At 65.2% G+C, this 22861-nt stretch carries 20 protein-coding genes and 1 tRNA gene; 14 read left to right on the forward strand and 7 right to left on the reverse strand.

Annotation, left to right across the window (positions count from 1 at the left end; translation table 11 throughout):
* Positions 1-95 precede the first annotated feature (95 nt).
* Together AB7F10_RS09205 and AB7F10_RS09210 are read left to right on the forward strand one after the other, a co-directional pair.
* Positions 96-1316 (forward strand): MFS transporter, encoded by a 1221-nt coding sequence (locus AB7F10_RS09205; protein ID WP_428564420.1) that lies wholly within the window; start codon positions 96-98, stop codon positions 1314-1316.
* A 178-nt stretch (positions 1317-1494) separates the two neighbouring features.
* Positions 1495-3624, forward strand: coding sequence for a sodium-translocating pyrophosphatase (locus AB7F10_RS09210; RefSeq protein ID WP_428564423.1), 2130 nt, complete (start codon positions 1495-1497; stop codon positions 3622-3624).
* 161 nt (positions 3625-3785) lie between these two features.
* Here AB7F10_RS09210 and AB7F10_RS09215 read toward each other — a convergent pair whose 3' ends face one another.
* A complete protein-coding gene (locus AB7F10_RS09215; RefSeq protein ID WP_428564426.1) occupies positions 3786-4262 on the reverse strand; it encodes an outer membrane protein assembly factor BamE in 477 nt (158 codons plus the stop codon).
* Here AB7F10_RS09215 and AB7F10_RS09220 point away from each other — a divergent pair.
* The 9 genes from AB7F10_RS09220 (at position 4195) to AB7F10_RS09260 (ending at position 12325) form a co-directional block, all read left to right on the forward strand.
* Complete coding sequence (locus tag AB7F10_RS09220; protein WP_428564429.1) at positions 4195-4968, forward strand: ubiquinol-cytochrome C chaperone family protein; 774 nt, start codon at positions 4195-4197, stop codon at positions 4966-4968. The two genes, AB7F10_RS09215 and AB7F10_RS09220, sit on opposite strands and share 68 nt — an antisense overlap.
* On the forward strand, positions 4968-5501 hold the full coding sequence (locus AB7F10_RS09225; protein WP_428564432.1) for a YceD family protein: 534 nt from the start codon (positions 4968-4970) through the stop codon (positions 5499-5501). The genes AB7F10_RS09220 and AB7F10_RS09225 overlap by 1 nt, the downstream gene beginning before the upstream one ends.
* 165 nt (positions 5502-5666) lie before the next feature.
* Positions 5667-6728 (forward strand): phosphate acyltransferase PlsX, encoded by a 1062-nt coding sequence (gene plsX / locus AB7F10_RS09230; protein WP_428564435.1) that lies wholly within the window; start codon positions 5667-5669, stop codon positions 6726-6728.
* Entirely contained in the window at positions 6725-7702 is a 978-nt protein-coding gene (locus AB7F10_RS09235; RefSeq protein ID WP_428564438.1) for a beta-ketoacyl-ACP synthase III, read from the forward strand. The genes plsX and AB7F10_RS09235 overlap by 4 nt, the downstream gene beginning before the upstream one ends.
* A 58-nt stretch (positions 7703-7760) precedes the next feature.
* Positions 7761-8132 carry an integration host factor subunit alpha gene (locus tag AB7F10_RS09240; protein ID WP_428564545.1) on the forward strand — a complete coding sequence of 124 codons (372 nt, stop codon included), beginning with the start codon at positions 7761-7763 and terminating at the stop codon, positions 8130-8132.
* A 55-nt stretch (positions 8133-8187) separates the two neighbouring features.
* Complete coding sequence (locus AB7F10_RS09245) at positions 8188-8841, forward strand: MerR family transcriptional regulator (protein WP_428564441.1); 654 nt, start codon at positions 8188-8190, stop codon at positions 8839-8841.
* Positions 8842-8880: 39 nt separating this feature from the next.
* Entirely contained in the window at positions 8881-10413 is a 1533-nt protein-coding gene (locus AB7F10_RS09250) for a S8 family serine peptidase (protein ID WP_428587148.1), read from the forward strand.
* A 116-nt stretch (positions 10414-10529) separates the two neighbouring features.
* Positions 10530-11300 carry a TRAP transporter large permease subunit gene (locus tag AB7F10_RS09255; RefSeq protein ID WP_428564447.1) on the forward strand — a complete coding sequence of 257 codons (771 nt, stop codon included), beginning with the start codon at positions 10530-10532 and terminating at the stop codon, positions 11298-11300.
* A 197-nt stretch (positions 11301-11497) separates the two neighbouring features.
* A complete protein-coding gene (locus tag AB7F10_RS09260) occupies positions 11498-12325 on the forward strand; it encodes a hypothetical protein (protein WP_428564450.1) in 828 nt (275 codons plus the stop codon).
* 96 nt (positions 12326-12421) lie between these two features.
* On the opposite strand, the gene AB7F10_RS09265 is transcribed toward AB7F10_RS09260, so the two are convergent.
* From AB7F10_RS09265 to AB7F10_RS09280, 4 genes are all read right to left on the reverse strand, one after another.
* Positions 12422-12499, reverse strand: a tRNA-Pro gene (locus tag AB7F10_RS09265).
* 25 nt (positions 12500-12524) lie between these two features.
* Positions 12525-13814: an O-antigen ligase family protein gene (locus AB7F10_RS09270; RefSeq protein WP_428564453.1), complete on the reverse strand. Its 1290-nt coding sequence runs from the start codon at positions 13812-13814 to the stop codon at positions 12525-12527.
* Entirely contained in the window at positions 13811-15361 is a 1551-nt protein-coding gene (locus tag AB7F10_RS09275) for an undecaprenyl-phosphate glucose phosphotransferase (RefSeq protein ID WP_428564456.1), read from the reverse strand. Before AB7F10_RS09275 ends, AB7F10_RS09270 begins: the two co-directional genes overlap by 4 nt.
* 129 nt (positions 15362-15490) lie before the next feature.
* The gene (locus AB7F10_RS09280; RefSeq protein ID WP_428564459.1) at positions 15491-16618 is read right to left on the reverse strand and encodes a glycosyltransferase family 4 protein; all 1128 of its coding nucleotides are present in this window, start codon (positions 16616-16618) and stop codon (positions 15491-15493) included.
* Between the two features lie 243 nt (positions 16619-16861).
* Here AB7F10_RS09280 and AB7F10_RS09285 point away from each other — a divergent pair, with 243 nt between their 5' ends.
* Positions 16862-18934, forward strand: a complete 2073-nt coding sequence (locus AB7F10_RS09285) for a GumC family protein (RefSeq protein WP_428564462.1) — start codon at positions 16862-16864, stop codon at positions 18932-18934.
* Positions 18935-19058: 124 nt separating this feature from the next.
* On the opposite strand, the gene AB7F10_RS09290 is transcribed toward AB7F10_RS09285, so the two are convergent.
* Positions 19059-20270, reverse strand: a complete 1212-nt coding sequence (locus AB7F10_RS09290; protein ID WP_428564465.1) for a GNAT family N-acetyltransferase — start codon at positions 20268-20270, stop codon at positions 19059-19061.
* 121 nt (positions 20271-20391) lie between these two features.
* On the opposite strand from AB7F10_RS09290, the gene AB7F10_RS09295 reads away from it, so the two are divergent.
* Entirely contained in the window at positions 20392-21444 is a 1053-nt protein-coding gene (locus AB7F10_RS09295) for a polysaccharide deacetylase family protein (RefSeq protein WP_428564468.1), read from the forward strand.
* 6 nt (positions 21445-21450) lie between these two features.
* On the opposite strand, the gene AB7F10_RS09300 is transcribed toward AB7F10_RS09295, so the two are convergent.
* Entirely contained in the window at positions 21451-21651 is a 201-nt protein-coding gene (locus tag AB7F10_RS09300) for a DUF2842 domain-containing protein (protein ID WP_428564471.1), read from the reverse strand.
* Positions 21652-21771: 120 nt separating this feature from the next.
* Between AB7F10_RS09300 and AB7F10_RS09305 the strand changes: the two genes are divergently transcribed.
* The gene (locus AB7F10_RS09305) at positions 21772-22857 is read left to right on the forward strand and encodes a COX15/CtaA family protein (protein ID WP_428564474.1); all 1086 of its coding nucleotides are present in this window, start codon (positions 21772-21774) and stop codon (positions 22855-22857) included.
* Positions 22858-22861: the final 4 nt, after the last annotated feature.

A 22861-nucleotide genomic window follows, 5' to 3' on the forward strand; every position in this document is an offset into this window, starting at 1 on the left:
CAGGCCTGCGCTGCCATGAGTAGCGGGCGGGCCGGCTCCCCTGTAAAAGATGCCGTTTCGGGAATATGTCCCGGCAACAGGTGTTGGCAATCTGCATGACGGCGCTGGCTGAACCGGCTGTCTTTTCGGGCGTGGACGACAATCTGGCGCGGCGCAACGCGCGGATTCTCGCGCTCGCGCAGGCGCTCGCCGGCGCCAACAACACCGTCATTGTCGCAACCGGCGGCATCGTCGGATCGATGTATGCCCCCGACAAGGGGCTGGCGACCCTGCCGATCACCATGATGGTGCTCGGCATGTGGATCGGCACCGTGCCGGTCGGCATGCTGTCGAAAAGGTTCGGCCGGCGCTTTGCGCTGCAGACCGGGTCGGTGTTCGGCGTCCTGTCCGGGCTCGTGTCCTGCTACGCCGTGGTCCACGGCTCGTTCCTCGGCTTTCTTGCAGGCACGTTTTGTGGCGGTCTCTACGCGGCGGCGCACCTGGCCTACCGCTTTGCCGCGACCGACACCGCAAGCGAGGCGTTTCGTCCCAAGGCCGTGTCGTGGGTGCTGGCGGGCGGGGTGCTCGCCGGCGTGATCGGCCCGCAGCTCGTCATCTTCACCAAGGACCTGTGGCAGCCCTATCTGTTCGCGGCGACCTATGTCGCGCAGGCCTGCGCGGCTCTGCTCGCGGCTTTCGTGCTGTCCTTCGTGCGTATTCCGCGCCTGCCGCCGCAGGAGCACGATGCGCCGGCGCGACCGCTTACGGAAATCGCGCGCACCCCGGCCTTCGTTGTCGCGGTCATCCTCGGCGTTGTCGCCTATTCGATGATGAACATGGTGATGACCTCGGCGCCGCTTGCGATGGTCGGCTGCGGTCATTCGGTGTCGGATGCGAGTCTGGGTATCCAGTGGCACGTGCTGGCGATGTATGGACCGAGCTTCGTCACGGGCACCTTGATCGTCCGCTATGGCGCCGAGCGGGTCGCGGCCGTAGGGCTTGCGCTGCTGTTCGCCGCGGGGGGCGTCGCCATCGCGGGGATCACGGTGGCGCATTTCTGGGGCGCGCTGGTGCTGCTCGGCGTCGGCTGGAACTTTGCCTTTATCGGGGCGACGACCATGATCGGAGCGAGCCACCTGCCGTCCGAACGCAACAAGGTGCAGTCGCTCAACGATTTCCTGATCTTCGGGTCGATGGCGGTGGCCTCGTTTTCGTCCGGCAAGCTGCTGGAGGTGATCGGCTGGGCCGCCGTCAATGAAATGCTGTTCCCGGTGGTGGCGATCGCGGGGGCGCTGCTGCTCTGGCAGATGACGCGGCGGCGGCCGGCGGCGGTCTGAGGGACGACTAAAGTCCTTGCACAGGGGCGGTGTCCGGCGTTGCGTCTTTGCCCCGTTTTTGGCAATGTCCGCCCGATTTCAAGGTCGGGATAGCTAAGTTATTGCGATTCCTGACATTCCGGGCGACGAAGCAGGGCAATTCCCTGCGAGTCTCTTACCAACCGAGGTTGATTCCACCATGACAGCTTTGTGGGTGATCGTCGGCTGCGGCGTGCTCGCGATTCTCTACGGGATCTGGGCCACCGCATCGGTGCTCCGTTCCGACGCGGGCAATGCCCGCATGCAGGAAATCGCCGCCGCCGTCCGCGAGGGCGCGCAGGCCTATCTCCGCCGCCAGTACACCACCATCGGTGTCGTTGGCATCGTCATCTTCATTCTCATCGGCGTGACGCTTGGCTGGCTGGTCGCGGTCGGCTTCGCGGTCGGCGCGGTCCTGTCGGGCGCGGCCGGCTTCATCGGCATGAACGTGTCGGTGCGCGCGAACGTGCGCACGGCGCAGGCGGCGACCAGTTCGCTTGCCGGCGGCCTCGACATCGCCTTCAAGGCCGGCGCGATCACCGGCATGCTGGTGGCGGGCCTCGCGCTGCTCGGCGTGACGCTCTATTTCGGCATGCTGACCGGCAGCCTGAAACTGGCGCCGAACGACCGCATCGTGATCGACGCGATCGTCGCGCTCGGCTTCGGCGCGTCGCTGATCTCGATCTTCGCCCGTCTCGGCGGCGGCATCTTCACCAAGGGTGCGGACGTCGGCGGCGATCTCGTCGGCAAGGTCGAAGCGGGTATCCCGGAAGATGATCCACGCAACCCGGCCACCATCGCGGACAACGTGGGCGACAACGTCGGCGATTGCGCCGGCATGGCCGCCGACCTGTTCGAAACCTATGCGGTGACCATCGTTGCAACCATGGTGCTGGCGGCGATCTTCTTCGCCAACTCGCCGCTGTTGCTGTCGATGATGACGCTGCCGCTCGCGATCGGCGGCGTCTGCATCATCACCTCGATTGTCGGCACCTTCTTCGTCAAGCTCGGCTCGTCGCAGTCGATCATGGGCGCGCTGTACAAGGGGCTGATCGTCACCGGCATCCTGTCGCTCGTCGGCATCGCCGCGGTCATTCACTGGGCGCTGCCGCAGGGCTTCGCCACCACGCTGGTGACCGAAGGCAAGAACTACACCGGCATGACGCTGTTTGCTTGCGGCATCGTCGGCCTCGTGGTCACCGGCCTGATCATCTGGATCACCGAGTACTACACCGGCACCGACTATCGTCCGGTGAAGTCGATTGCCCAGTCCTCGGTGACCGGCCACGGCACCAACGTGATTCAGGGTCTGGCGATTTCGATGGAGTCGACTGCGATGCCTGCGATCGTCATCATCGCCGGCATCCTGATCACCCACAGCCTCGCGGGCCTGTTCGGAATCGCCATCGCGGTGACGACGATGCTGGCGCTGGCCGGCATGATCGTCGCGCTCGATGCCTTCGGTCCCGTCACCGACAATGCCGGCGGCATTGCCGAAATGGCGGGCCTGCCGAAGGAAGTGCGCAAGTCGACCGACGCGCTCGACGCGGTCGGCAACACCACCAAGGCGATCACCAAGGGCTATGCCATCGGTTCGGCGGGCCTCGGCGCGCTGGTGCTGTTCGCGGCCTATAACCAGGACCTCGATTACTTCACCAAGGCCGGTGCGGGCTACTTTCAGGGCGTTCAGCTCGATTTCTCGCTGAAGAACCCCTACGTCGTCGTCGGCCTGCTGTTCGGCGGCCTGCTGCCGTATCTGTTCGCGGCGATGGGCATGACCGCGGTCGGACGTGCGGCCGGCTCGATCGTCGAGGAAGTGCGCAAGCAGTTCCGTGAAGACGCCGGCATCATGAAGGGCACCTCGAAGCCGAACTACGGCCGCGCGGTGGACATCCTGACCAAGGCGGCGATCAAGGAAATGATCATTCCGTCGCTGCTGCCGGTGCTGTCGCCGATCGTCTGCTACTTCGCGATCTACGTGATCGCGGGCGGCGGCGCGGCCGGCAAGTCGGCAGGCTTCTCGGCGCTGGGCGCGATGCTGCTCGGCGTGATCGTGACGGGCCTGTTCGTCGCGATCTCGATGACCTCGGGCGGCGGCGCCTGGGACAACGCCAAGAAGTACATCGAGGACGGTCACTTCGGCGGCAAGGGCTCGGACGCCCATAAGGCGGCCGTGACCGGCGACACCGTCGGCGATCCCTACAAGGACACCGCGGGTCCCGCGGTCAATCCGATGATCAAGATCACCAACATCGTCGCGCTGCTGCTGCTCGCCATCCTGGCGCACTAGTGTCTTGAGGGCATGATCTTGCCCGAAAACCGGATGCCACTTTTCGGGATCATGCCCTAAGCAGCCGACATCGAAAGACGAAGCCCCGCGGTTTTCCGCGGGGCTTTTCTTTTGTCTCGGGTGTGCTGCCGATCTCTCGTGCCGCCGGCGCTGCCGATGCGTCAGCCGAAGATCTTGAACAGGTAGCTGAGGACGTGCATTTCCTCGCCGCCCGCCGGCGTGGTGCGCGACACGAAGTCGAAAATCTTGCCGTCCTTCATGCCGTAATTGGCGAGCCGGCGCACCTTGCGGTCCTTGTCGAAATAGACCGCGATGACCCGCTGGTCGGTGACCTCGCGCGGCATGAAGGCGGCGTCCCGCTCGGTCCGCTGCGAGATGTAATAGAAGACCTCGCCGCTGACGGTGGCGACGGTGGAGGGCGTGCCGAGCACGATCAGCACCTGCTCCTGCGGGGCGCCCATCGGGATTTGCTCGAGCGCGCCTTCCGGCAGCACGTAGCCGCGCTGATAGGTTTCGCCGAGCCCGCCGCAGCCGCCCAAGGCGAGGGCGCCTGCCAGCATGAGCCCGAATGTGGCCCGCCGCACGGTCCTGCGCGAATCCTTGCGGGACCGGGAAAAGTCAGTGTTCCGAATTGCCATACTGTCGACCGACCTTGCGCCGTCCGTCCGGATGCCTTACGCGGCCACCCTGAGCAGCCTCAAGCTGCGCCCCAAACACCCCATCGCGGCCCCACCTTGCGACCCTTGGGGGCTGCGCCCGTCCGGGACCGATGCGATGATTATATCCCTGTTCCGCCGCAACCGGCAGCCGGAGACCATTTCCACTCTCTATGGCATGATCGTGGCGCAGGCGCGATTGCCGGTTTTCTACCGGGATTTTCACGTTCCCGACACGGTTAACGGCCGTTTCGACATGATCGTGCTGCATCTCGCCCTGGTGCTGCGGCGGCTCTCGGGCGGCCAGCCGGTCTATCCGGAGGCCGGCCAGCAGTTGTTCGACCGGTTCTGCGAGGACATGGACGGCAATCTGCGGGAAATCGGGATTGCCGATCTCAAGGTGCCGAAGGAGATGCGGCAGATGGGCGAGGCTTTTTACGGCCGCGCGCAGGCCTATGACGCGGCGCTGGACCGGTCCGGCGACGACGCGCTGGCGGAGGTGCTGATCCGCAATATCTTCGAGGGTGCGGGCGACAGCGCGATCCGGGCGACGCAGCTTGCGCGCTATGTCCGCTCCGCCGATCGCATGCTGGCGCAGCAGGAGCCGGCGGCACTGGTCGCGGGCGAGGTCCGGTTTCCGCAACCGGTCGCCGGTGGCGGTGATGGCCACGAGGGAGGACCGGAGTGATGGTGCGCGATTCCGACAAGACCGCTCAACCGCCCGGTCCGCCGCTCTGGAGCGCGCCGCTGGCGGTCGATGACATCGCGGACACCGGAAGCCATGTCGAGCTTGAAGCCGACGAGGCCGTCCGGGTGGCCGTCGGCAAAGCGGCGGGGCTCAACGGCTTGCCGACGCTCAAGGCGGCGTTCGACGTCGCGAAACGCGCCCGCGGTATCGAGGTGAAAGGCCGGATCGAGGCAACGGTCGGCCAAACCTGCGTCGTGACGCTCGAGCCGATCGAGAACCGCGTGGCCGAGACGGTCGACCTGCTGTTCGCTCCGCCGTCCGATCCGGCCTTTGCGGGGGAGGACGCGCCTGAGCCGCTTACCGGCGACAGCATCGATCTGGGCGCCATCGCGGTCGAGTTCCTGATGCTCGGCATCGATCCGTACCCGCGGAAAAAGGGCGTCGAATTTGTCAGCCCAGCTTCGCCGGACGGTGGAACCAGCCCGTTTTCCGCACTCGAAAGCCTGAAAAAAGGCCCTTCGAGAGAGTCCTGAAGTTAAAGTAGAACTTGAAGACTCTGGTTTCGCTCTCCACAGTTGTTGCTTGTTTCGCCGGGGCGAGCCGTTATGGTCGTCACACGGCCGTAACCCATGAGAGCCGAGCCCGGTCGTAGGGCGAACGTCTTGCGCCATAGCATCCGCCGCCCAGGTCCGTAACTCATGCCCGACATCATCCGAATAGCGCTCGATGCTATGGGCGGCGATCACGGCCCGCCCGTGACGATTCCGGGCGCCGATCTGGCGCTGCAACGCCATACCGACATCGAGTTCATCATTTTCGGCGACCAGGCGCAGGTCGGCCCGCTGCTCGACGCCCATCCACGGCTGAAAGCGAAGTCGCGGCTGGTGCATACCGACGTCGCGATCCGCATGGACGACAAGCCAAGCCAGGCGCTCCGCTATGGGCGCTGGAAGTCCTCGATGTGGCTTGCCCTCGACGCCGTCAAGAAGGGCGAGGCGGCCGTGGCTGTCTCAGCCGGCAATACCGGCGCGCTGATGGCCATGTCGCGTTTCAACCTGAAGATGATCGAGGGCATCGAGCGGCCCGCGATCGCCGCGCTGTGGCCGACGCTGCGGGGCGAGTCGATCGTGCTCGACCTCGGCGCTTCGATCGGCGCCGACGCCCGCCATCTCATCAATCTGGCGGTGATGGGCAGCGCGATGGCGCGGGTACTGTTCGATCTCGAACGCCCGACGGTCGGCCTGCTCAATATCGGGGTCGAGGAGGTGAAGGGGCTTGAGGAGGTCCGCGAGGCCGGCGCGATCCTGCGAGCCAGCCGGTTGCCGCATTTCGACTATGTCGGATTTGTCGAAGGCGACGACATCGGCAAGGGAACCACGGACGTCATCGTCACCGAGGGCTTCGCCGGCAATATCGCGCTCAAGACGGCGGAGGGCACCGCCCGCCAGATCGCGCAATATCTGCGCAGCGCGATCAGCCGGAGCTGGATGTCCAAGCTCGGCTATCTGCTCGCCCGCCCGGCGTTTCAGGCCTTGCGCGACAAGATGGATCCGCGCAATTCCAACGGCGGGGTCTTTCTCGGGCTCAAGGGTATCGTTATCAAGAGCCACGGCGGCGCCGATCCGGAAGGGTTCGCGGCCGCCGTCGACATTGGATACGACATGGTACGTTACGACCTTCAGGAAAAAATCGTTCAGTCGCTCGCCCGCGATCAGGACACCGACATTCAACCGCTCGCCGCCGGGGGGGCCGGTTCGTGACCGTTACCCGTTCTGTCGTGCTTGGTTGCGGAAGTTATCTGCCAGCCCGGACTGTCACCAACGCCGAACTCGCGGCGAAAGTCGAAACCTCGGACGAATGGATCGTTCAGCGCACCGGCATCCGTGAGCGCCACATCGCCGCCGACGGCGAACTGACCTCCGACCTCGCTCTCAAGGCGGCGCAGGCGGCGCTGGCCGATGCCAAGGTCGATGCCCAGTCGATCGACCTCATCGTGCTCGCGACCTCGACGCCGGACCAGACCTTTCCCGCGACTGCGGTGACGGTGCAGGCGGCGCTCGGCATCCACCACGGCGCGGCCTTCGACCTGCAGGCGGTATGCTCGGGTTTCGTCTTTGCGATGACGACCGCGGACGCCTTGCTGCGCAGCGGCAACCACAAGCGGGCGCTGGTGATCGGCGCCGAGACGTTTTCCCGGATTCTCGACTGGGAGGATCGCACCACCTGTGTCCTGTTCGGCGACGGCGCCGGCGCGGTGGTGCTCGAGGCCCAGGCACAACCGGGTACACGCGATGATCGTGGCGTCCTGACCACGCATTTGCGGTCCGACGGCCGGTACAAGGACAAGCTTTATGTCGATGGCGGACCGTCCTCGACCATGACCGTCGGTCATCTGCGCATGGAAGGCCGCGAGGTCTTCAAGCACGCGGTGGCCATGGTCACCGACGTGATCGAGGACGCCTTCAAGGCGACCGGTTATGGCGCAAACGACGTCCAGTGGTTCGTCCCGCACCAGGCCAACAAGCGGATTATCGACGGGTCGGCCCATAAGCTTGGAATTACACCGGACAAGGTCGTCATCACCGTCGACCGCCACGGCAATACCTCGGCGGCCTCGATCCCATTGGCCCTCGATACCGCCCGCAAGGACGGCCGGATCAAGTCCGGCGACCTCGTCCTGCTGGAGGCGATGGGGGGCGGATTCACCTGGGGCTCGGTTTTGCTGCGCTGGTAGGGGTCCGCCATGCCGACAAAGGCGTCTTTTCCCCCGTTGACCGCCCCGTTCCAAGTGAATATCGTCGAAATATCAGCAAGATACTTCGCCGTTAGTGGGGCAGGCGATGGCCGGTAAAACAGTAACGCGGGCGGACTTGTGCGAGGCGGTCTACCAGAAGGTAGGTCTGTCCCGCACGGAATCTGCCGCGCTTGTCGAGTTGGTGCTCAAGGAAATCACCGATTGCCTCGAGCGCGGCGAGACCGTGAAATTGTCCTCGTTCGGCTCCTTTGTCGTGCGCAAAAAGGGACAGCGGATCGGACGTAATCCGAAGACCGGCAAGGAAGTTCCAATTTCGCCGCGCCGCGTGATGGTGTTCAAGCCATCGGCGATCCTCAAGCAGCGCATCAATGGCGAGGACGAAGGCAACGGCGCTGACGAGGAAGCCTGAGTTTCGCTGCGCCGCGTTCCAGTATTAACGTCGAGCCTGGAAGGAGCCTGTCGCTTTGGATAACAAGGCGCCGGACGCATTTCGGACCATCAGCGAAGTTGCGGACGAGCTCGATCTTCCGCAACACGTCCTGCGTTTCTGGGAAAGCCGGTTTCACGAAATCCGGCCGATGAAGCGCGGCGGCGGACGCCGCTATTACCGGCCCGACGATATCGATCTGCTGCGCGGCATCCGCCATCTGCTGTACAGCGAAGGCTATACCATTCGCGGCGTGCAGCGCATCCTGCGCGAGCAGGGCATCAAATTCGTCCACGCGGTCTGGCAGGACGGCGCACCACAGCCGCCGCACGGCGCGAACGGCGACGACGAGGAATACGTCGACGAGGTCGAGACGCAGGACGCCGAGACTGACAGCGACGAGCGCGGCGGCGTGCTTGGCCGCATCCCCTCGTTGCTGGGGCGTGATCTCGGCGAGCGAAACGATGCGCCGGCAGCGCGCCGCGATCCTCCAATGACGGCAGCGCCGATACCGCGCATCGATCCGGCCGACCGGCCCGGTCAGCAGGCGCCGCCGGCGGCAGCACCGCAACCGGTGTCGGCGCAGATGTCGCGCGACGATCTCGGCCGGCTGCACGCTGCGCTCCATGAACTCGGCGAGTGCCGCAAGCTGCTCGATGCCGTGCTGACGACGGCTGGCGCGGACGGCTAGCGGGAAGGTCGCGCCATGTTGTTGCATCGCGGGCGTGGCGTGAAGAGAGTCTCTGGCATCGCGAGCCTGGTTGCGTTCGCGCTCGCCGTGCTGCTGATGCCGTCGCGCGGACTCGCACAAGGCGTTGGCGGCGGCGGGCCGCCCAACAACACCGTTACGGTTGTCACCGGCAGCGCCGGATCGCATATCACGCCGCTCGCCGCCTATGGCGTGTTCGGTTTTGTCTGCACGGTCGGCTCGACGATCGTGCATGCCGCGATCATGCCGCGCGAACTGACCAGCGCCGAGGTCATGCGTAACGGCATGACCTGTTTTCTCGGCCCTGCCGGATGGCTGCTCGCAGGCGCGCTGTTTCCCGAACTCAGCGCACCGCCGCCGCCGAAATCTCCGCCGCCGCGCGGCGGACCGCGAAGCGGTGGCCAGGGTGGCGGCGGGCGAAGCGGATTTACCGCGCCGCCGGCCGGAGCCTTCGGCTTCGTGCCGAACGAGGTGCTGCTGCGGCTGCGCGCCGGCACCGGGCAGGCTTATGTCCGGCGCATGGCGCAACGCCTCGGCATGACGCTGATCGAGACGCAGGATTTCGCACTGACCGGCGAGAGCATTCAGCGCTGGCGGATCGACAGCGGCCGCTCGGTTGCAAGCGTCGTCCGTGCGCTGGCGCGTTACGGTCGCGTCGCTGCCGCGCAATCGAACAATTATTACCGTTTGATGCAGCAACAGGCGGTGGTCGCTCCGCCGCAACCGAACACCGCGCAGTATGTCGTCGAGAAGCTGCACCTCGTCGCGGCGCATCGCGTCACCAATGGCGACGATATCCCGGTCGCAGTGATCGACTCGCAGATCGACGACAGTCATCCCGATCTGGCCGGCGCGGTCGCCGAGCGCTTCGACGTGACCGGCGATCCGCCGGCGCCGCATACGCACGGCACCGGCATGGCCGGTGCGGTGGCGGCGCGCGGCCGGCTGATCGGCGTCGCACCGCGCGCGCGGCTGCTTGCGGTCCGCGCCTTCGGCAGCCGGGCGGCAAGCGCCGACGGTACGACCTTCAATGTGCTCAAGGGTATCGACTGGGCCGCAGGCGAGGGCGCGCGCGTCATCAACATGAGCTTTGCAGGACCGCGCGACCCCATGATGGCGCAGATGCTAAAGGCGGCGTCGGCGCGCGGCATCGTGCTGATCGCGGCGGTCGGCAATGCGGGGCCGACATCGCCGCCGCTTTATCCGGGCGCGTATGCCGAGGTGATCGGCGTGACGGCGACCGACGCCAACGACAAACTGCTGGCCGTCGCCAACCGCGGACCGCAGATCGCGGTGTCGGCCCCGGGCGTCGATATCCTGCTGCCGTCGCCGGGCGGCGGCTTGCAGGTGACGTCGGGGACGTCGGCGGCGGCCGCGCATGTCAGCGGCGTTGCCGCGCTGCTACTCGCGCGCAATCCGCAACTCAAGCCGGCCGACATTCGCCGCCTGCTGGTGTCGACGGCGAGCCGGCTCGGCGCCGGCGTGGCGGCCCGCGACTTCGGCGCCGGTCTTGTCGATCCCTCGAAGGCCATCGAGGCTGCCGCGGCGCGTTGACCGGCCCGGCGCGATAGGCCGATCAATCGCATACGATGACGTTTCGGTATCGAGCCGGAAAAATTGATATCTGGAATGAATACCTGCGTTGCGTTACTCCGCATCATGCGCGCCGGATGACGATCGCGAAGCGGAGCCTCCGGCGTTGCCAAGAATACGTTTCGGGTCACCCGTGCGCGGAGGAAGCCTTCGATGTCGATTGTGAGCCTCAAGCCGGCTCATGGGCCGGGCGCTGGCGCGATCTCCTGGCGATCTGGGACGTCGTTCTGTTGTTCGGTGTTTCCATCGGCGGCTTGTATGTCGGCTGGTTTTCCTCGACCGAGGCGGCCGCGGTCGGCGCTTTCGGCGCGCTGCTGCTCGGGATCGTGAGCGGCGGACTGGACTGGCGGGGCGTTCTCGACAGCTTCAGGGCGGCGGTGACGACGACCTGCATGCTGTTCGTGATCGTGATCTGCGCCGTGGTCTTTTCCTACTTCGTGGTGCAGGCGCAAATTCCGACGCTGCTGGTCGAAGCCGCCAAGGGCGTTCATCTCAGCCCGATCGCGCTCATTCTCATCCTGATCGCGTTCTATATCGTGTTCGGCTGCTTCATGGACGGCCTCGGGATGATCCTGATCACGGGGCCGGTATTTCTGCCGCTGGTCGTGGCGGCCGGGTTCGATCCTGTCTGGTTTGGCGTGGTCCTCGTCGTGCTGATCGAACTCGGCCTTATTCATCCGCCGGTGGGAATGAACATCTTTATCATCCAGGGGCAGCTGCCGGACGTGCCGGTGTTCAAGATTTATCAGGGCATTGTGCCGTTTCTGGTCGCGCCGTTCTTGCTGCTGGCGGCGCTGATCGCCATGCCGTCGATCGCGCTCTGGCTGCCGAATTACCTTTTCAAGTAACGTGGGCCCGCAAGCCGGAGACGCCAGCATGCCGCAGAACGCTGCCTCGATTGTCGAACGACTGAACGCCGATCTGGCGTCGCGGCGGCCGCCGTCGCTGGTGGGCGAGAGCGCGACGACGCCCCGATATGTTCTCTACAACGCGCCGAATTCGATTTGCTCGCAGAAGGTCAGAGTGGTGCTGGCTGCGAAGGGGGATGCCTTACGAATCCCGGTCGCTGAATTTGTTCGAGGGCGAAACCTATCTCCCCGACTATGTCAGGTTGCGTGTGAAGGGTTGCGACGATGCCGGTCTCGCGCTCGCCGCGCACCACAGCGGGAGCACCTCGGCGGGCGGCGAAGGGTGCGATGCGTGCGTCGTGCCGACGCTTTACGACCGTGAGGCGGGCGAGGTGATGGTCGACTCGCTGCGCATTTGCCGTTTCATCGACGAGCAGGACGGCTCCGACCGGCTGGTGCCCGAGGCGCTCGACGATGCCATCCGGATGGAGATCGGTATCGTCGACAACCTGCCGAATTATCAGATGCTGGCGGCAAAGCCGCCCGGTGAAGATCGTCGCCCGCCGTCGCAGCGCGGCAAGAACGGCATCGACTTCGCGACCGCGAAGGTGGCGCGGTGCGACAAATATCTCGAGCAGTTTCGCGACGACCCCGATCTGGTTCGCGCCTACCGGGCGAAACGGGACAAGGAGTTCAACGCCAAGCAGACGCTGTTCGATCCCGCAAGCATGACGCGGGCCTATGGGATCATGGAAGCCGCGCTCGGTGCGTTTGACGGCGGCTTGCCAAGGCCTCGCAACCCTGGCTGTTCGGCGAGACGCCGACGATGGCCGATTTGTTCTGGATCATTAATCTCGCGCGCGTCGATAATCTCGGCGCCGGGCATTTCTGGGCAGACGGCCGGTTGCCCACCGTCGAGGCGTTTTATCGGCGCGGACAGCAGTTGCCGGCGATCAGGAGCGCGGTTCTCGAGTGGCCCGGCGCCGTGTTCCGCTAGGCGCCGGCCGATTTCTGCACCCGCCTAGCGCTGCTGAAGAAGGGCCGCAACTTTGGTTGCGATCAAGGAACAGAAACGGCGCGCCATCGAGATGCGGCGTGGCCGTCCATCGCTGTGAAGGAAATGGTCGGAGCGGCGGGATTCGAACCCACGACCCCCAGTCCCCCAGACTGGTGCGCTAACCGGGCTGCGCTACGCTCCGAACGGCGCGGACTATAGGGAGGCGCTCACGCGCGCGCAACAACCGCCTGAGCCGAATTCGGCAGGCCTTTTTGCTGGCGAATCGTGGCGGCGGCGAGCCCCCAGACGAGGCCGAGCAGCAGGAAAAAGTGCCGCCAGTGGTCGGTGTCGATGATCGCGCCCTCACCGGCGAGGCCGGCAAACGTGGCGAGCGACACGATCAGGGCGTTCTGCCACGGTGCGCGCACCAGCACGGCGCGCAGCCCGACCACCAGCGTGGCGACGATGAGCAGGATATAGGAAATCCCGCCGATCCAGCCGTACACCACGAAGGCCTGCAGGTAGACGTTGTGTTGCTGCAGGCCGTAGATGCGGGCGAATTCATGCGGTCCCATGCCGAGCGGGTAGTCGAGCAGGGAACTCAGCGCATATTCCTGCAACTGGAACCGGCCGCCCTGTCCGACGTCATAACTCTGCACCGCCTGCGCGCGTTGCAGGAACATCTCACGCACCGAATCGATTGACATCAGCGCGACGACGCCGATGGCCAGCAGGAATATGCCGGCAAACATGAACAAGGTGAGCCGCATGCGCGCGCGCGGTGTCGGAGCGGTCAGCATCAGCAGCAGCATCATTATGAGGCCGGAGGCGGCGAGATGCGCCCAGGCGCCGCGCGAAAAACTCAGCAGGAAGCCCGGAACCATGATGCCGAGAATGAGAAGGTCGATAAATTTGATCCGCTCCGTCATCGACCGGCAGATGACGATCAGCATCGGCCAGATCAGATAGGGCGCATAGACGTTGGGATCCTTGAACGGACCCATGGCGCGGCCATAAAGCTCGAAACGATCGGAGCCCGGCCCGATATGGAAATAACCCATGATGCCGAGGAACGCCGCGAGCGTTGCGCTCGCGACGTAGCCCGCGCGCATCGCGGCGATGCGGCCCATGCTGTCGCGCGCGAAGACGCAGGCATAAACGATCGCCGTGCCGCCGAGGTAAACCGAGGTGATCGCGTATTGCACCGACTTGTCGTTGCCGAGTGCGTTCATCAGCGCGACGAGGCCGGCTGCATTCCAGAACACCAGCAGCAACAGCAGAAGCGCGACGACCCGGTCGAAGCGAACGCCGGCAATCAGGCAGGCGACGGCCAGCACGCCGATCATGGCGTCGTGCGGCGACGGCTCGATAAAGGCAATCGAGCTGATCAGCATCGCCACGTAGAGAACGACCAGCAGAATGCGCTCACGCAACGACGGCGAGCCGGCGGCGGCCGAAATGTCAGGCGCGCGGCGGAACGCGGTCGCGCCGGGCGCCATATCGTGCGCCGTGATCAATAGGCATTCTCGGTCTTGAGCAGCGCGAAGGGCGTGCGCAGGAAGATGGAGAGATCGAGCAGCACCGACCAGTTCTCGATGTAATAGAGGTCGTGCTCGACGCGCTTCTGGATCTTCTCATGCGTGTCGGTTTCGCCGCGCCAGCCGTTGATCTGAGCCCAGCCGGTGATGCCCGGCTTGACGCGATGCCGGGCGAAATAGCCGTCCACCGCCTCGTCATAGCGGCGCGTTTCGGCCTTGGCGTTGACCGCGTGCGGGCGCGGGCCGACCAGCGAGAGGTTGCCCTTGAAGACGACATTGAAGAGCTGCGGCAGTTCGTCGAGGCTGGTCTTGCGAATGAAGCGGCCGACGCGGGTGACGCGCGGATCGCCTTTCGTCACGAGCTTCGCGGCTGTCGCGTCGCTCTGGTCGACATACATCGAGCGGAACTTGTAGACCTCGATCAGGTCGTTATTGAAGCCGTAGCGCTTCTGCTTGAACAGGACGGGGCCGCGGCTGTCGAGTTTCACCGCGAGCGCGGTGAGCAGCAAGAGCGGCGACAGCAGCAGCAGCGCGAGGCCACCGACGGTCTTGTCGAACAGCCATTTCATCACGACGTCCCAGTCCGCGATCGGCCGGTCGGCGACGTCGATCACCGGCACGCCGGACAGGAACGAATAGGAGCGCGGCCGGAACTGCAGCTTGTTGGTGTGGGCGGCAAGGCGAATGTCGACCGGCAGCACCCACAGCTTCTTCAGCATCTGGAGGATGCGGCCCTCCGCCGAGATCGGCAGCGAAAAGACGACGAGATCGACGCGGGTGCGGCGGCCGAACTCGACCAGTTCGTCCACCGAACCGAGCTTGCGCAGCGCGCCGAACTCCGTGCCGGTGCGATCGTCGCCGCGGTCGTCGAACAGGCCGATCAGTTCGACGTCGGAATCCTTCTGGTGACGCAGGTTAAAGGCCAGCTCCTCGCCGGGCTTGCCGCCACCGACGATGACGGTGCGCCGCGACAGCCGGCCCTCGCGGGTCCACTTTCGCACCAGCAGGAACAGTGCGCGCCGCCATGCGACCAGCGCAAGAAGACCCGCGATGTAGTAGCTGCCGAGCCAGACGCGCGAGAACTGCTCGCCGGCCTTGAGGAAAAACGAGGCGGCGATGACGATGCAGAACACCACCGACCAGGCGGAGGCGAGCCGCATATATTGCTTCTCGTGCCCGCGGAATGCCTGCACCTGGTAAATGTCGGCGACCTGGAACGCGAGCATCGACAGCGCGGCGATGGCGGCGATGGCGACGCCGTAGTGCCAGGCAAAGCCGTCGCCGAAGAGATAGGCGGCGTAGACCGCGAGGCCGACGGCGACGATCAGCGCCGTTTCGATGATGCGCACGAAGCCTGCCAGCACGATCGGCGACATCGCCGGCGCGGCGCGCTCGCTGACGACTTCCATCGCGGCCGGCGACAGCGGCGGGCTTTCGACGTGGCGGTCAGGTCGGCGTTGCGGTGCGGAACTGGCGCCCGGGGCGGCGGCATCGGGAGCGGGCGAGCGGATCTCGGACTCGATCATGACACAACCACACACAACAAAACACGGCCGCGGACCCAGACATGAGCGGCCGCGCGGCGGTTAACGTCCCGGTAATGTCTAGGCGAAGAGTCTCAAGAAAATCTTATCGAAACCGCATAAACACGGGGCTTATCGCCGCTTTGCGCGAACTTCCGCATAGCCCGACAATACGCCCTCGACCATCGTGCCGATCGAAAACCCGGCAGCGACACGCTGGCGCAAGGTTTCGGCGCGAGACCCTGCAATATCGGGATTGTCGAGTGTGACGACGACTTTCTTGACCAGGGTTTCGACGTCGTTCGGCGGCACCAGCGCATCCGTCAGTGGGCCGTAGATTTCCGGAATGCCGCCGACCTCCGTGGCGATCAGCGGCTTGCCGCAGGCGGCGGCCTCCAGCACCACATAGGGCAGCGATTCCGCCCGCGACGGCACCACCATGATGCGGCCGAGTGCGAAGGCCTCGCGGGCGGGCATTGGCTGTCGTACGCGAATGGCGGTGCCGAGATTGGCCGCCGCGATTTGTTCGCGCACCGCCGCAGCGTCCGGGCCGTCGCCGACCAGTGTTGCGGAAATCTTGTGTCCGCGCGCATGCAGCCTGACGACCGCCTCGACCAGGACGTCGATGCCTTTCAGCGTCCGGAATTCGCCGAGATAGAGAAGGTCGGTGGCATCGTCCGCCGGCGGCACCGGTTCGAATTCGGCCGGCGACACGCCGTTGTGGACGATGCGCACGAGTCCGCGCGGTGCGCCGATCTTGTCGTGGAACAGATCGCGCGCGTAACGGCTTTCGAACAGGTAGAGATCGCCGAACGGCATCAGCAGCCGCTCGGTCGTCAGAACGATCCAGCCGCCGAGACTATCCCGGCCGAAATGCAGGCTGCCGCCATGCGGTGTCATGGCCCGCACGATCGGCCGCCCGGGACGGGCGAGTCGCGCATAGAGCCCGCCTTTGGCGCCGTGGCCGTGGACAACGTCGACATGCGTTGCGCGAAGAAACTGCGATACCTTGATGAGAGCATTGAAGTCTTTCGGCCCGGGCTGGCGCGGCATCGGGATCCGGAGGAGGCCAAGCGGAAGCTGCGGTTCGATTGCGGCGAGAGCCTGCGCGGCGCGCTCGCTGCCGGTGAGGCTGTCGGCGATCAGTCCGACGCGATGGCCGCGGGCGGCCTGTGCGCGCGCAAGATCAAGGACGTGCCGAAACAGCCCGCCGACCGGCGAACGGAACACGTGGACGATGTTGAGCGATCGATCGGTCACGGCGAGCCCGGCGCGGAGTAGGCGGCTGACGTGGTTAAGAAAGCGTTATCCGGCGCGTGACGGTTTATCCGCCGGTTACGGGACTTAACGCGGTGGCAACCATAATGAGGTTGATTGCATCTCGTGCAAAAGGCGTCGGCGTTGGAGTCGTGAATGTTCTTCCGGAAGAAAAAACCGGCTGTGTCCCCGCAAGTTGCAGTTGTTCCGGCGCCTGTTGCGCCGCCGCGGTCCGGCGATCCCGATATGCAGGGTCTGGGGCGCGCGCTGTGGCGCAACAAGACGCGAATCGTCGCCTTCACCATCATCGCCGCGGCCGGCGCCTTCGTCGTCGTCAATGCGATGACGCCGCGTTACCGCTCGGAAGCACGTATCCTGCTCGAAGCCCGAGAGAACGTGTTCCTGCGCGCGGAGGCCGACAAGGCGAACGACCGTCCGGCGATGGACCCGGAAGGCGTGACCAGCCAGCTTCAGCTCGTGTTGTCGCGCGATCTCGCCCGTCAGGTCATCAAGAAGAACAAGCTTGCCGAGAATCCGGAGTTCGATCCTTTGCTCGGCGGCATGTCGCTCAGCCGCATGATTCTCGGCGCGCTCGGCCTCGCGCGCGATCCCAATACGATGTCGGCCGAGGAGCGCACGCTCGAGTCCTATTACAGCCATCTCAACGCCTTCGCCGTCGAGCGCTCGCGCGTGATCGCGATCAGCTTCTATTCGGCTTCACCTGAACTGGCCGCGCAGGTCGCCAACAGCATCGCCGAGGTCTATCTCGACATGCAGCAGCAGGCCAAGCAGCAGCAGACTCGCGCCGCGAGCGCCTGGCTCGCCGGCGAGATCGAGAAGATGCGCGGCAAGGTCGCCGACAGCGAAAGCAAGATCGCCGATTATCGCGCCAAGGCCAACCTGTATGTCGGCAGCAACAATGCCTCGCTGTCGAGCCAGCAGCTCAGTGAGATCAGCTCGCAGGTGTCGGCCGCGCGCGGTCAGAAGGCCGATCTTGAGGCGAGGGCGCAACAGCTGCGCGCGCTCCTGCGCTCGGGCGCCTCGATCGACTCCTCCGACATCGCCAATTCGGAATCGATGCGCCGCCTGTCCGAACAACGTGTCGCATTGCGCGCACAACTGGCCGAGCAGTCCTCGACGCTGCTCGACCAGCATCCGCGCATCAAGGAGCTAAAAGCACAGATCGGCGAGATCGACCGCCAGATTCGCGCGGAGGGCGAGCGGCTGGTCCGCCAGCTTGAAAGCGACGCCAAGGTTGCCGGCAACCGGATCGAAACGCTGACGGCCAGTCTCGACCATGCCAAGACCGTCGTCTCGCAGACCAACGAACAGGATGTGCATCTGCGCGAGCTCGAACGCGAGAGCAAGGCGCAGCGCGACCTGCTGGAATCCTACCTTGCGAAATACCGCGAGGCGTCGGCGCGCGACAACATCAACGCGGCGCCGCCCGAGGCGCGGATCATTTCGCGCGCCAGCCCGGCGATCAAGCCCGATTTCCCGAAGAAGGTGCCGATGATCCTGATCGCGGCTTTTGCCGCTTTCGCGCTGTCGTCGGGCTTCGTGGTCACCGGCGAACTTCTGGCGCCAGCGAACGACTATTCCTATGCGGCCTACGCCGCATCAGCCGCCTATGCGGCGCCGGTCGCGCCCGCCTTCCGCCGGCCGGAGCCGCATGTGACGGCGCCGCCGATTCAGCCTGCCGCACCGGCTTTTGCCGCTGCCGCGCAGCCTGCGGGTCCGGGCTTCAGCTCGATCGACCAGATCGCCGACCAGGTTCGCGCGGCGGGTGATTGGGGCCGCTGCGTGTCCGTCATCGGCTGCGACCGCGACGTCGGCACCACCTATGCCGCGATCACGCTGGCGCGCGGGCTCGCGGAAAGCGCCAATGTCGTACTGGTCGATCTCGCCTTCGGTGCGCCAAACCTGTCGGTGATTTCAACCGATCCGCACGCGCCGGGACTGGTCGAACTGCTGAACGGCGAGGTGGGCTTCGGCGACATCATTACGACGGACCAGTATTCTACCGTGCATGTGGTGGCGACCGGTCAGGCGGGTCCCAACAGCATCAATCTGCTCGCGTCATCCGAACTCGTATCGGTGATCGAGGCGCTGGCGCGCAGCTACGAGCATGTTGTGATCGATGCGGGCTCGGCCACCGAAACGCCGCTCGAATATCTGCTGCCGCTGTCGACCCAGGTTGTGGTGGTGGCTGCCGATCCGATATCGCCGGCAACGCGCGCGTTGCAGGAGCGCGCGACGTCGGCCGGCTTCGCCCATGTCACGATGATGCTCGGTGGCGCGCGCGCCGAGGCGGCTTAAAGCCGAGAACCAAACTCCGCTCATTCCCGCGAAAGCGGGAATCCATGCAGTGCTGAAACAAGACTAATTCCAGAACTGGACCCCCGCTTTCGCGGGGGTGAGCGGAATACAATCCGATTGCGCTTTAGTTTTTGCGTGACAGTGCCGCGCGCCACTGGCGCGCGCGCACGACCGCCGACCATAGCGACTTGTTCTGCTTGACGGTGCGCTTGACCGCCGATTTTGCCCGTTCGATCGCGACCAGCGCATGGCCGCGCGTCGAGAGCGGCAGGCAGGTGTCGAACAGCGGTTCTTCGTCGGGGCAGAACATGTCCTTGTAGGACGCCTCGCCGACGCCGAGGTCGAATGTGGTCAGGCCGCGTTCGCAGCAGGTGCGGATCATGTTGACCAGCAGCTGCTCGCCGGGGCTTTCGGAGCGGAATTTGTCCGCCGGAATTGAATTGAACATCGCCGAGAAACGGCCGTCGCGCACCATGCCGCCCATGGTTGCGACCACCTCGCCGCCGGCGGTCAGCTCGTAAATTTCGATGACGGGCTTGCCGTCGGGCAAGCTGGCGCAGACGCCCGCCTCGATGAAGGCGCGAACGTCGGCCGCGCCGAAGACGTCCTCCATGCCCATCGCCTGCATGCGCGCGCTTTTCTGCGCGAAAAATTCGTGGACGACGCGGCGCGTGGCGTCCGCTCCTTCGGCCTGACTGAAGGCGACCGGGCCGGCCTTGTTGGTGAGCGACTTCACCTTCTTGCGCATCTTGTAGCGGGTCGAATTGCTCGTGCGCTCCTTCAGCAATTCCTCGAAGTCGGGCCGCAGCGGTCCGCGATAGGCCATGCTGGGCGAGACATGGTGCGGCAGCAGGGCGAGCGGATTGGCGGTGTCGCGCCAGCGCATCGGCTGGTTGTAGAGGATCAGGGCGTCGCCCCGGCCTTCCAGCGCAGCGAGGAAGCGGCGGAGGTCGGCTTCCGTCACTACAGCGGCAACGTCGCGCCGCCAGATGCCGAGATTGAAGTTGCTGTGCTTGCCGCCGAGAAAGCCAAGCACTTTGAGGCCGTGGCTGGAATGCCGGCCAAGCGGCAGCAGCGCGGCGGGCGCGCCGCCGGCGTCGAAGGCCACCGCGATGCAGGGCGCGATGACGTCCGGCGTGCCGATATGGCGCTGCCACAATGCGAGGAAATCCAGCCGCTGGTAGGCGGTCGCCAGGACGTCACCGGTTTCGAGCGTTCGCCAGGCCGGCGCGGCGGCCTCGAGGCTGTCGAAAACCTCAATTCGGGCCAGCAGCGGGCGGTTATTCGTCGAAGCGGCATGAAAAGCGCCTTCTGCGGGGCGCGTAGTGGCGGTCATCGGCAAGAGGCCTGTATTGGCAATGGTAAGATCGAGCCTGAGGTTCGCAAAGATTTGTCAATAAAGGGTTGGAATAGTGCCAACCTTTCGGGGGCAGGCGGGTCGAAGGGCGGCGTCAGGCGTGAAGCACACGGTCATCCGTACCGGAATGGAAACGCTGTATTTCAGCGGCATGCATCGCATCCTGCGGCCGCTGTTCGGCGGCGTCGGCTCGATCCTGACGATGCACCATGTCCGGCCGCCGCGCGCCGGCGGCTTCCAGCCGAACCGGCTGCTCGAGGTAAGCCCGATCTTTCTCGAAGGCATGCTGCGCCGGCTGCGGCGCTCCGGCATCGACATCATTTCGCTTGATGAAATGCACCAGCGGATGGTGAGCGGGAATTTCGGCCGCCGCTTCGTGTGCCTGACCTTCGACGACGGCTACAAGGATATCCAGCGCTGGGCCTATCCGCTGCTGAAGAAATACGAGGTGCCGTTCGCGCTTTATATCCCGACCAGCTTTCCGGACCGGCTGGGCGACCTGTGGTGGGTCGCGCTGGAACAGGTGGTGGCACAGAATTCGCGGATCGGGCTGTCGGTCGAGGGCAAGGACCAGTTTTTCGATTGCGCGAGCGTGCGTGAAAAGCGCGAGCTTTATGCCGCCATCTACGAATGGCTGCGTAGCATGAAAAGCTACGACCAGATCGTGCGCACGGTGCGCGATCTCGCCGCCTGTCATCGCGTCGATGTCGCGGCGATCTGCCGTGACCTCTGCATGACCTGGGAAGAGCTTGCGCAGATGGCCGCCGACCCGCTGGTGACGATCGGCGCACACACGGTCAATCACGCGATTCTGAAAAAGCTGCCGAACGACGCCGCAGTGCGTAATGAAATCGACATGAGCCGCACCGTGATCGAGGCGGCGCTCGGGGTGCGGCCGCAGCATCTTGCCTATCCGGTCGGCGATCCGACCTCGGCGGGCCAGCGGGAATTCCGCATCGCCGGCGAACTTGGCTTCAAGACCGCGGTGACGACGCGGCCGGGCGTGCTGTTCAGAAAGCATCGCGAGCATCTGACCGCGCTGCCGCGTCTCTCGGTCAACGGCGAATATCAGAGCCAGCGTTATGTGAAGGTGCTGATGTCGGGCAGCGCGACCGCGCTGTGGAACCGGTTCCGCCGCGTCAACGCGGCGTGAGCGTTATCATGCCCGCTGCATCCATTTGATGATCGGCATCGCCGGCAGCACCCAGCCGAGCCCCGCGACGACATAATAGACGCCTGCGAGCAGGCCATTGGTCGAGGTCAGCGCCGATTGCGCGAGCGCCATCGCCAGCAGCGCCCATACCGTCACCAGCACCAGCAGCGCGATGGCGCCGATGAATTTCCGCAGTCTTGCCGGCATATCAAATCTCTGAAAGGCACGCCCTAATTGCGGCGCAGTGGCCGGCACTATATGGTCCGCAGCGCCGCGGGCAAGTAGCTGGTGTTGCGCGGCGGTGTCGCAGGATCGCGGATAACGGACATGTCTGACGGGGTTTCAGTGCCGGGGCAATTGCGCGCCGTGCGGGTGTGGCTCTATGCGGTCGCGGCGATGATCTTCCTGACGCTGGTGGTCGGCGGCGCGACGCGGCTGACCGAGTCCGGTCTCTCGATCACCGAATGGAAGCCGGTGACCGGCGTGCTGCCGCCGCTGACGGAAACGGCCTGGCAGGACGAGTTCACCAAATACCGGGCGATCCCGCAGTATCAGCAGATCAATCGCGGCATGTCGCTCGACGAGTTCAAGACGATCTACTGGTGGGAGTGGTCGCACCGGCTGCTCGCGCGCTCGACCGGCGCGGTGTTCCTGCTGCCGTTCCTGTTCTTCCTCTGGCGCGGCTGGATACCGCCCGCGTTGAAGATGAGACTGTGGCTGATTTTCGCCGGCGGCGCGGCGCTCGGCGCCGTCGGATGGTGGATGGTGTCGTCCGGACTTGTCGGCCGCACCAGCGTCTCGCAATACCGGCTGGCGTTTCACCTGACGCTTGCCTGCCTGATCTACGCCGCGGTGGTGTGGACGGCACGGCGGACCTTCGGCCGTCACGTCGGCGACGTTCCGCCGCTGGTTCGGCGTGGCGGCGTGCTGCTGATGGCGCTCGTGCTGTTCCAGATCTATCTCGGCGCGCTGGTCGCGGGGCTGCGGGCCGGCCTTGCCTACAATACCTGGCCGCTGATCGACGGCACGATCGTTCCCGATGCCGCACGGCTCTGGAGTGAAACGCCGGCCTGGCGGAACCTGTTCGAGAACGTGCTGACCGTTCAGTTCAACCACCGGATGATCGCCTATGCGGTGTGGGTTCTCGCGGTGGCGCATCTGTGGAGCGCCTATGCCTTGCCGGCCGACCGTGTGACGCGCCGCAACGCGCTCGCGCTCGCATTGCTGGTGACGGTGCAGGCAATTCTCGGTATCTTGACGCTGGTTCATGTGGTTCCGCTCGGGCTTGCCATCGTGCATCAGGGCTTTGCGGTCGTCGTGCTGACGGCGGCGGTGGTGCATGCGGAGCGGCTTAGCGGCGGTGAACGCCGGTCCGTCGTGTCGGGCCATGCGACGCTCGGACAAGGTATCTGAAGAC

This window comes from Pseudolabrys sp. (assembly GCF_050250095.1).
In the GTDB taxonomy this organism is placed as follows: Bacteria; Pseudomonadota; Alphaproteobacteria; order Rhizobiales; family Xanthobacteraceae; genus Pseudolabrys.